Source organism: Kineococcus glutinatus (genome assembly GCF_039542765.1).
GTDB classification, from domain to species: Bacteria; Actinomycetota; Actinomycetes; order Actinomycetales; family Kineococcaceae; genus Kineococcus_A; species Kineococcus_A glutinatus.
The window spans coordinates 1-9,974 of the sequence record NZ_BAABIL010000320.1 but is presented as its reverse complement, the minus strand read 5'-3'; the positions used below and the strand labels follow the sequence as shown (position 1 = coordinate 9,974).

General features: G+C 76.5%; 8 protein-coding genes. 4 read left to right on the top strand and 4 right to left on the bottom strand.

Annotation, left to right across the window (positions count from 1 at the left end):
* Positions 1–88: 88 nt before the first annotated feature.
* The 4 genes from ruvX to ABEB16_RS12390 form a co-directional block, all read right to left on the bottom strand.
* Entirely contained in the window at positions 89–655 is a 567-nt protein-coding gene (gene ruvX / locus ABEB16_RS12405) for a Holliday junction resolvase RuvX (protein WP_345712557.1), read from the bottom strand.
* A gap of 54 nt (positions 656–709) precedes the next feature.
* Positions 710–3,388 (bottom strand): alanine--tRNA ligase, encoded by a 2,679-nt coding sequence (alaS, locus tag ABEB16_RS12400; RefSeq protein WP_345712556.1) that lies wholly within the window; start codon positions 3,386–3,388, stop codon positions 710–712.
* Positions 3,389–3,516: 128 nt separating this feature from the next.
* The gene (locus ABEB16_RS12395; RefSeq protein ID WP_345712555.1) at positions 3,517–4,896 is read right to left on the bottom strand and encodes a replication-associated recombination protein A; all 1,380 of its coding nucleotides are present in this window, start codon (positions 4,894–4,896) and stop codon (positions 3,517–3,519) included.
* Between the two features lie 81 nt (positions 4,897–4,977).
* Positions 4,978–6,462 carry a GGDEF domain-containing protein gene (locus ABEB16_RS12390; protein ID WP_345712554.1) on the bottom strand — a complete coding sequence of 495 codons (1,485 nt, stop codon included), beginning with the start codon at positions 6,460–6,462 and terminating at the stop codon, positions 4,978–4,980.
* Positions 6,463–6,673: 211 nt separating this feature from the next.
* Between ABEB16_RS12390 and ABEB16_RS12385 the strand changes: the two genes are divergently transcribed.
* From ABEB16_RS12385 to ABEB16_RS12370, 4 genes are all read left to right on the top strand, one after another.
* Positions 6,674–7,054: a hypothetical protein gene (locus ABEB16_RS12385; RefSeq protein WP_345712553.1), complete on the top strand. Its 381-nt coding sequence runs from the start codon at positions 6,674–6,676 to the stop codon at positions 7,052–7,054.
* An 89-nt stretch (positions 7,055–7,143) separates the two neighbouring features.
* On the top strand, positions 7,144–7,914 hold the full coding sequence (locus ABEB16_RS12380) for a response regulator transcription factor (RefSeq protein ID WP_345712552.1): 771 nt from the start codon (positions 7,144–7,146) through the stop codon (positions 7,912–7,914).
* Positions 7,914–9,515 (top strand): sensor histidine kinase, encoded by a 1,602-nt coding sequence (locus ABEB16_RS12375; RefSeq protein ID WP_345712551.1) that lies wholly within the window; start codon positions 7,914–7,916, stop codon positions 9,513–9,515. The genes ABEB16_RS12380 and ABEB16_RS12375 overlap by 1 nt, the downstream gene beginning before the upstream one ends.
* 40 nt (positions 9,516–9,555) lie before the next feature.
* A partial coding sequence (locus tag ABEB16_RS12370; RefSeq protein ID WP_345712550.1) for a glycosyltransferase occupies positions 9,556–9,974 on the top strand: 419 nt, incomplete at its 3' end.

The window sequence follows — 9,974 nt, the reverse complement described above, 5'->3', positions numbered from 1 at the left end:
ACCAGCGCCGCGGCGGCGCACCGGCGCCGCGGGCACCGCGGCCAGCGGCCCGCGGGGGCCGCGGTACCGGGCAGGTCCGTCAGGTCCATCATGCGTTCCGTCCCTCCCCGTCCGGGGGCAGCCCACCGGCATCGGTGGCGGTGGCGTCCGTGCCACCGGAGCTTGCCCCCCGACCAGCGTCGAAGTCCTGCAGCGCCACGCCGACCACCCGTCCGGGCGCGCGTCCCGCGGAGCGCTCGGCGTCCAGCGCACCCTGCAGGAACCACACCGCGGCCACCTGGTCGACGACGGCCCGGTGCTTGCGCCCCTTGCGTCCCGACTCGTGCAGCGAGCGGTGGGCGCCCACCGTGCTCAAGCGCTCGTCGACCAGCCGGACCGGCACCGGGGCCACCGCCGCCGCGAGGCGCTCAGCGTAGGCCCTCACCAACCCCGCCGCGCGACCCTCGCTGCCGTCCATCGACAGCGGCAGCCCCACGACCACCTCCAGCGCGCCCCGCTCGACGACCTCCGCGGCGATGCGGCGCAGGTCCGCGCCGCGGCGGTCGTCGCGGGCCAGCGTCTGCACCGGGGAGGCGACGTAGCCGTCGGGGTCGCAGGAGGCCAGGCCGACGCGGACGGTGCCGACGTCCACGCCGAGGCGGACGCCGCGCCTCACCGGCGGCGCCCGGCCGGCCCGGCGGACCGGGCACGAGCGCGCAGGGCCCCCACCTCAGGCCCGCGAGGTGACGCGCTCGCCGAGGGCGTGCTCGACGGCCGCCAGCGCCTCGGCGACCTTCGCGGGGTCCTGCCCGCCGCCCTGCGCCACGTCGTCCTTGCCGCCCCCACCGCCACCGAGGACCTTCGCCGCCACCCGGACCAGCTCGCCGGCCTTCACGCCCCAGCGGCGGGCCTCGTCGTTGGTCGCCACGACCACCACCGGTCGCTCCTTGGCGACACCGGTGACCGCCACCACCGCGGGACGGTCCGCGGGCAGCCGGCCGCGCACGTCCAGGACCAGGGTGCGCACGTCGTCGGCGCCCGCCCCACCCGCGTCGTGGCCGACGAACGACACCCCGAACACGTCGCGGGCCCCGGCCGCCAGCTGCGGCGCCGCGGCCAGCACCTGCCCGGCGCGCAGCTTCGCGATCTCCCGCTCCGCGTCGCGCAACCGCGCGACCATGCCCTCCACGCGCGTCACGACGTCCTCGCGAGGGGTCTTGAGCAGGTCCGACAGCTGCCGGACGAGGTCGCGCTCGCGGGCCAGGTAGTCCAGGCCCTCCAGCCCCACGACGGCCTCCACGCGGCGCACCGAGGCACCCACCGAGGACTCCCCCGACAGCACCAGCGCGCCGATCTGCGAGCTGTGCGCCACGTGCGTGCCGCCGCACAGCTCCCGCGACCACTCCCCGCCGACCTCCACGACGCGCACCTGCTCGCCGTACGTCTCGCCGAACAGCGCCAGCGCCCCGAACTCCTGCGCCTGCGGCAGCGTCATGTACCGCGCGCTCACCGGCAGGTCGTCGCGCACCGCCTCGTTGGACACCCGCTCCACCCCGGCGCGCTGCTCCGGGGTGAGGGCCTGCGTCCAGGAGAAGTCCAGCCGCAGGTAGCCGGGCCGGTTGTAGGAGCCGGACTGCAGCGCCGTCGGCCCCAGCACCTGCCGCAGCGCCGCGTGCACCACGTGCGTGCCCGAGTGCGCCTGGCACGCGCCGAGGCGCCACCGCGGGTCCACCGCCGCCTCCAGCGCCGCGCCCGCGGTCAGCTCCCCCGCCAGCACGCGCACCTGGTGCACCACCAGGCCCTTGACGGGGCGCTGCACGTCCAGCACCTCGGCGCGACCGCCGTCCCACACCAGGTGCCCGGCGTCGGCGTTCTGCCCGCCCGACTCCGCGTAGAACGGGGTGCGGTCCAGCACCACGTGCACGATCTCGCCCGCACCGGCCGCCGGCACGCCCTCGGTGCCCCGGACGACGCCCAGCACCCGCGACTCCGTCGTCAGCGCCGTGTACGCCAGCCACTCCGTCGGCCCGTGCGCCGCCAGCGCGTCGCGGAAGACCGTGACGTCCACCCCGCCGGAACGCTTGGCGCGCGCGTCCGCCTTGGCCCGGTCCCGCTGCTCGGCCATCAGGCGGCGGAAACCGTCCTCGTCGACGCCCAGGCCCTGCTCCGCCGCCATCTCCAGCGTCAGGTCGATCGGGAAGCCGTAGGTGTCGTGCAGCGCGAACGCCCGCTCACCCGACAGCGCCGCCCCGCCGGAGGTCCGCAGCTCGCGCACCGTCGTGTCGAAGATCTGCGTGCCCGCCACCAGGGTGCGCCGGAAGGCGTCCTCCTCGGCGTACGCGACGCGGCCGATGCGCTCGAACTCCCGCTCCAGCTCCGGGTAGGAGGCGCGCATGACGTCCTTGGACACCGGCAGCAGCTGCGGCAGGCACGGCTCCTCCACCCCGAGCAGCCGCATCGCCCGCACCGCGCGGCGGATGAGGCGGCGCAGCACGTACCCGGCGCCCTCGTTGGCGGGCGTCACGCCGTCACCGATCAGCATCAGGGCGCTGCGCACGTGGTCGGCCACCACCCGCAGCCGCACGTCGTCGGCGTGCACCGCCCCGTAGGTGCGGCCCGACAGCTGCGCCGCGCGGTCCAGCACCGGGCGGACCTCGTCGATCTCGTACATGTTGTCGACGCCCTGCAGCACGCAGGCGAGGCGCTCCAGGCCCATGCCGGTGTCGATGTTCTTCGCCGGCAGGTCGCCCAGGACGTCGAAGTCCACCTTGGAGCGGACCTCGCCGAGCAGGTCCTGCATGAAGACGAGGTTCCAGATCTCGATGTAGCGGTCCTCGTCGGCCACCGGCCCGCCCTCGCGGCCGTACGCCGGGCCGCGGTCGAAGTAGATCTCCGAGCAGGGCCCGCCCGGGCCCGACTGCCCGGTGTGCCAGTAGTTGTCCTTCTTGTCGCGGCGCTGGATGCGCTCGTCGGGCAGGCCCGCGACCCGCTTCCAGATGCCGGCGGACTCGTCGTCGTCCAGGTAGACGGTCACCCACAGCTTCTCGGGGTCGAGGCCGTAGCCGCCGGCCTCGACGGAGCCGGTGAGCAGCTCCCAGGCGTAGGTGATCGCCCCTTCCTTGAAGTAGTCGCCGAAGGAGAAGTTGCCGTTCATCTGGAAGAACGTGCCGTGCCGGCTGGTCTTGCCGACCTCCTCGATGTCGAGGGTGCGCAGGCACTTCTGCACGCTCGTCGCGCGGGGGTAGGGGGCCGGCTCGCGCGCGGTGAGGTACGGGATGAAGGGGACCATCCCGGCCACGGTGAACATCAGGCTCGGGTCGTTGGAGACCAGCGAGGCGCTGGGGACGACGGTGTGCCCCTTGCGCTCGAAGAACTCCAGCCAGCGCCGACGGATCTCGGCGGTCTGCATCCTCGTGCTCCTCCTCAGACGGGTGCGGCGTCGTCGCGGCTGGCCGCCGCACGGGCACGACCTGCGACCCTACCCCGTGGGCGGTGCGCCCTCCCCGGCGCGACCGGCTGCGGGGCGGGCGCCCGCCCTCAGCCGCCCCGCACGAGCCGGCGCAGCCGCTCCACCCGCTCCCGCAGCGCCGCCTCGTGACCGCGGTCGGTGGGGCGGTAGTAGTCGCGGCCCACCAGCTCGTCGGGCGGGTACTGCTGCTGCGCCACCCCGCGGGGGGCGTCGTGGGCGTAGACGTAGCCGCGCCCGTGGCCCAGCCGCTGCGCCCCGGCGTAGTGGGCGTCGCGCAGGTGCCCGGGCACCGCCCCGCCGCGCCCGGCCCGCACGTCGGCGATCGCGGCGTCCACCGCGAGGTAGGAGGCGTTGGACTTCGGGGCGGTGGCCAGGTGCACCACGGCCTGCGCCAGCACGATGCGCCCCTCCGGCATCCCGATCGAGGCCACGGCCGTCATCGCCGCCACCGCGGTCTGCAGCGCGGTGGGGTCGGCCATCCCGACGTCCTCCGAGGCGGAGATGACCAGCCGGCGGGCGATGAAGCGCGGGTCCTCCCCCGCCTCGACCATCCGCGCCAGGTAGTGCAGGGCGGCGTCGACGTCGGAGCCGCGGATGGACTTGATGAGCGCGCTGGCCACGTCGTAGTGCTGGTCGCCGGCGCGGTCGTAGCGCACCGCGGCCCGGTCCAGGGCCTGCTCGGCGTGGGCGAGGGTGACGGCGGGCACCGCCCCGGCGGGCAGGTCCTCCGCCAGGGCCGCCCCGGCCGCGGCCTCCAGGCAGGTCAGCGCCCGCCGGGCGTCGCCACCGGCCAGCCGCACCAGGTGCTCCAGCGCCTCCTCCTCGACGGCCACCTCCCCGGCCAGCCCGCGCGGGTCCGCCACCGCCCGGCGCAGCAGGCCGCGCACGTCCTCGTCGGTGAGCGGGCGCAGCGTCAGCAGCAGCGAGCGCGACAGCAGCGGCGCCACCACGGAGAAGGACGGGTTCTCGGTGGTGGCGGCGACGAGCACCACCCAGCGGTTCTCCACCCCGGGCAGCAGGGCGTCCTGCTGGGCCTTGGTGAAGCGGTGGATCTCGTCGAGGAACAGCACGGTCTGCCGCCGGTGCAGGTCGCGGGTGTCGCGGGCCTCCTCCATGACGCGGCGCACGTCCTTCACCCCGGCCGTCACCGCGGACAGCTCCGCGAAGCGCCGCCCGCCCGCGCGGGCCAGCACGTGCGCCAGCGTCGTCTTGCCGGTCCCCGGCGGGCCCCACAGCACCACGGAGGCCGGTCCGGCGCGCCCCAGGTCGGTGCCCGCGGCGAGCCGGCGCAGCGGGGAGCCCTCGCCGAGCAGGTGCTGCTGGCCGACGACGTCGTCGAGGGTGCGCGGGCGCATCCGCACCGCCAGCGGCGCGCCGGCGAGCACCGCGGGCGCCGCGCCGCCCCCCTCGTCGCCCGCCTCGAGGTCCTGGTCGAACAGGTCCGCCACGCCCGGCACGCTATCCGCCCGCCGCCCCGCCCCCGAACCCCCGCCGGACCCCCGCCGGACCGCAGCGGGGCCGGGAGCCGTTCAGGCCGGGGTGCAGGTCGGGCAGCCCGGGCCCGACGGCGCGGCCGGTGCCCGGCCGGCCCGGCGGGCGACCTTGTCCGCGTACATCGAGGCGTCGGCGGCGGCGACGACGGCGTCGGGGTCCACCAGCTCCCCGGACAGCACCAGGGCGGTGCCCACGCTCGTGCCCGCCGGCGTCGGCGCCGCCGGGTCGGGGGCGACGACGGCCCGGCGCACCCGCTCGGCCAGCGCGGCCGCGCCCTCGGGGTCGTCCACGCGCGTCAGCACGAGGAACTCGTCCCCACCCAGGCGGGCGACGACGTCCCCGGGCCGGGTCGCCGCCCGCAACCGGGCGGCGACGCCCACGAGGAGCGCGTCCCCGGCGGCGTGGCCCCGCTCGTCGTTGACCTGCTTGAACCCGTCGAGGTCGCAGAAGAGGACGGCGACGCCCGGGCCACCCGCCGCGCAGTCGGCCAGCGCGGCCCGCAGGGCCTCCACGGCGGCGTGGCGGTTGCGCAGGCCGGTGAGCCCGTCGTGGCTGGCCCGGTGCGCCAGCGCCGCCTCGGCCCGGGCGCGCAGCACGGCGATGTGCCACACCCGCACCAGCACGAGGACGACGGCGACGCCGGAGCCCAGCAACGCCTGGAAGCCGTCGGCGGGCAACCCCAGCAGCTGCCGGACCGCGGTGATCGTGGGCGTGCACAGCAGCGCCGCCCCCAGGTACACCAGCCGCAGCGGTGTGAGGGCCTGCTCCACGCTGCGGCCGGGCAGGTCGACGTGGGCCATCGCCGGGTGCAGCGCCGAGCAGGCCACCGCGACGTACGCGGCGACGAACGTCCCGTACACCCAGGCGGGGCCGACCAGGACCCCGGCGGGCACGACCAGCGGCCACGCCACCTGCCCCACCAGCCCCAGGGAGGTGGCCAGCACGAGGTAGCCGAAGGCGGGGCGACCGGCGGGGGCCGTGCGCAGCGTCTGGACGATGGCGCCCAGCGTCATGCAGACGAGGGTGATGACCGTGAGGGTGAACGCCCGGCTGCCCGCCGGGACCCCCGCCTCCTGCAGCCGGGGCCCGAGGACGACCGCCCACAGCACGTTGGCCGCCGTCGAACCCGTGATCGCCGCCTCGCAGAGCGCGCCCGCGTCGCGGGTGGCGTGCCGGCGCACCACGACGACCGCGGCGGCGAAGACCATCGCCCAGCCCACCCCGTTGCCCGCGGCCCCGACGACCGCCGCGGCGCCCTCCAGGTCGCCACCGCGCGCCCGCAGCAGCGAGGCGAGGTTGGCGACGCCGAGCAGCGCCATCGCCCACTGGGCCAGCTGCCACGGCAGCCGCGAGCGCGGGCGGTGCCGGCGCCGGCCGACGCCGATGAGGACGGCGGCCAGCGCGGAGGACACGAGCATCGACCACAGGCGCCCGGCGGGCCCGCCCCACGCGGTCATCAGCACCAGGGCCGCAGCGGTGCTCACCACGAGGACGGCGAGCACCGACCGGGGGCTGCCCACGACCGCTCCTTCCGACGACGGGGCGCCGCACACCGCGACCGGCCCCCTGCGCTCGGGCACCGGCACCGGCGCGCCGGCCTCGGGACCGGCGCGCCGATCCGCCCGCTCCCAGCATTGTCACAGCGCGCTCACGCCCGGCTCCCACCCGGTCGCACGAGCGTCGGAGCAGCGCGGCGCAGCCCGCGGCGCGCCTGGCAGGCCGGGAGCAGCCGTGAACGACACCAGGGTCCGCATCCACCTCGTGACCTCCGCACCGGTCGACGAGCCCGACGACGGCGACGACGTCGTGCCGCTGACGTCGGTCGTGACCCGCGCCCGGGGCACCCACCTGGACGTCACCGTCTCCGGGGCGGTCGACGCCCCGCTGGCCGAGGAGCTGCAGCTCGTGCTGGCCGAGGCCCGCGAGCACTGCCGCCGTCACGCCCCCGCCACCGGGTGCCTGCCCCCGAGCGTGCACCTGGACCTGCAGCGCGCCGCGGCGCTCGACGCCACCCTGGAGCGTTTCCGCGCGCGCCTGCAGGCCGTCGTGGGCGGCCGCGGGGGCGTCCTGACCACGCACGGCCCCTCGGAGGTCCTCACCGGCGCGCGCTGACGCCGCTCGCGGCGGACGCCGGGCGGACGCACAGGACGTCCACAGCGTTCGCTTCGACAGTTCCGAGGCATCGGGACGATCCTCGAAGCATGACCGCGCCCACCTCCCGCCAGCAGCTGACCCGCCCCGACGGCAGCCCCCTGCGCGTCCTCGTCGTCGACGACGAGTCCACCCTCAGCGAACTGCTGTCCATGACCCTGCGCTACGAGGGCTGGGACGTGCAGACCGCCGGCACCGGCCTGGACGCGGTGCGCGCCGCCCGTAGCTTCCGCCCCGACGCGGTGCTGCTGGACGTCATGCTCCCCGACCTCGACGGTCTGGAGGTGCTGCGCCGCATCCGCGCGGAGGACACCGACGTGCCGGTGCTCTTCCTCACCGCCAAGGACGCCGTCGAGGACCGGGTGGCGGGCCTGACCGCCGGCGGCGACGACTACGTCACCAAGCCGTTCAGCCTGGAGGAGGTCGTGGCGCGGCTGCGCGGCCTGCTGCGGCGCTCGGGCATGGCCGCGGCCCGCTCCGAGCCGGTGCTGACCGTGGGCGACCTGGTGATGGACGAGGACAGCCACGAGGTCACCCGCGCCGGCACCGAGGTCAAGCTGACGGCCACCGAGTTCGAGCTGCTGCGCTTCCTGATGCGCAACCCGCGCCGGGTGCTGTCCAAGGCGCAGATCCTCGACCGGGTGTGGAACTACGACTTCGGCGGCCAGGCCAACATCGTCGAGCTGTACATCTCCTACCTGCGCCGCAAGATCGACGCCGGTCGCGCCCCGATGATCCACACCGTCCGCGGGGCGGGCTACGTCCTCAAGCCGGCCGAGCAGCCGGCCGAGCAGCCGGCCGAGCAGCCCGCCGGCGCCTGATGTCCCTGCTGCAGCGGCACCGCCGTACCCGCTCGCTGCGCACCCGCCTGGTGCTCACCGTCATCGCGCTGCTGGCGGCGGTGGGCTGCGTCATCGGGCTCGTCACGACGCTGGCGCTGCACGCGCAGCTGGTGCAGCAGGTCGACGACCGGCTCGGGGTCGGCGTGCAGCAGGCCCTGGACGGGCGCGGCGCGCCCGGTCAGCTCCCGCGCGGCGGCACGGCGACGGGCGCGGTCGCCGGGACGACCGCCTGCACGACGGAGGGCGCCGTGCAGCCGGACCAGCCGGGGCGCGGACCGAGCTACGGGCGGCTGCAGGCGGTCTTCGACGACGGGCAGGTCCAGGTGGAGGAGTCCTTCATCGAGGAGCTGCGGGCCGACGGCTGCGTGCAGCGGCTCACCACCGCGGAGGCCGCGGCGCTCTCACCGCTGGCCGAGGACCCCGAGACCGTCAGCGGTGAGCCGGGGCAGGTCCCCGGCGTGCGCACGGTGACGCTGCCGGACGGCTCCTCCTACCGCGCGGTGGCGGTGCAGCGCAGCGACGGCGCGGTCGTCGTCGTGGGCGCCTCCCTGGCGGAGGCCGACGGCACCCTGTCGCGGATCATCGCGGTGGAGGTCGTCCTCGTCACCGCCGGCGTCGCCGTGGCCGCCGTGCTGGGCAGCGTGCTCATCCGCCGCGACCTGCGCCCGCTGCGCCGGGTGGCCGGCACCGCCACGCGCGTCTCGGAGCTGCCGCTGGACCGCGGCGAGGTGGACATCGTCGAGCGCGTCGCGCCCGTGGACACCGATCCGGCCACCGAGGTCGGGCAGGTGGGGGCGGCGTTCAACCGGATGCTCGACCACGTGGGGCGCGCGCTGTCGGCGCGGCACGCCTCGGAGATGCAGGTGCGCCAGTTCGTCGCCGACGCCAGCCACGAGCTGCGGACCCCGCTGGCGGCGATCCGCGGCTACGCCGAGCTGACCCGCCGCCGCGGCGCGGGCGCCGACCCGGTGCCCGAGGACGTGGACCACGCGCTGCGCCGGGTGGAGTCGGAGGCGCTGCGGATGACGGGCCTCGTCGACGACCTGCTGCTGCTGGCCCGCCTGGACGCGCAGCAGCCGCTGGCGGCCGAGGAGGTGGACCTGACGATGCTCGTGCTCGACGCCGTCAGCGACGCCCGCGCCGCCAGCCCCGCGCACCGCTGGCACCTGGACCTCCCCGAGGACGTGGTGACGGCCGTGGGCGACGGGCACCGGCTGCACCAGGTGCTGGCCAACCTGCTCGCCAACGCGCGCACGCACACCCCGGCGGGGACGACGGTGACGACGTCGGTGCGGGCGGCGACGTCCGACGCGGGTCGCCCGGTGGTGGTGCTGGAGGTGGCCGACGACGGCCCGGGCATCGACCCGTCGGTGCTGCCGCACGTCTTCGAGCGCTTCGCGCGCGCCGACACCTCCCGTTCCCGCGCCGCGGGCAGCACCGGCCTGGGGCTGGCGATCGTGCACGCCGTCGTCACCGCCCACGGTGGCGCGGTGTCGGTGGCGAGCGTGCCCGGGCGCACGGTGTTCCGGGTGGAGCTGCCGGCCGCCGGGGCGACCACCTCACAGGTCCACCACAGCTGACGCCGGGGGCGGGCGCAGGTTCTGCTCGGAGCGTTGCGCCATGACCACGACCGCTCCGCCGCCCTCGGGACCGGTGGCCCCCTCCGCGCGCACCGGCACGGCACCGGCCGCCGCGGCGGGCGAGCCGGCACCCGTCCTCGACGTCGTCGTGCCGGTGTTCGACGAGGAGGCGGACCTCGGACCCTGCGTGCACCGGCTGCACGCCCACCTGGCCCGGTTGCCGTTCACCTCGCGGATCACGATCGCGGACAATGCGAGCACGGACGCCACCCCGCAGGTGGCGCGGGCGCTGGCCGAGGAGCTGCCCGGGGTGCGGGTGGTGCGCCTGGAGGCCAAGGGCCGCGGCCGGGCGCTGAAGGCGGTGTGGTCGGCCTCGGACGCGCAGGTGCTGGCGTACATGGACGTGGACCTGTCCACGGACCTGGCCGCGCTGCTGCCGCTGATCGCCCCGCTGCTGTC

Coding starts and splice junctions, on each gene's coding strand:
- ABEB16_RS12375 (WP_345712551.1), top strand. CDS start 7,914: ATGTCCCTGCTGCAGCGGCACCGCCGTACCCGCTCGCTGCGCACCCGC.
- alaS (WP_345712556.1), bottom strand. CDS start 3,388: ATGCAGACCGCCGAGATCCGTCGGCGCTGGCTGGAGTTCTTCGAGCGC.
- ABEB16_RS12380 (WP_345712552.1), top strand. CDS start 7,144: ATGACCGCGCCCACCTCCCGCCAGCAGCTGACCCGCCCCGACGGCAGC.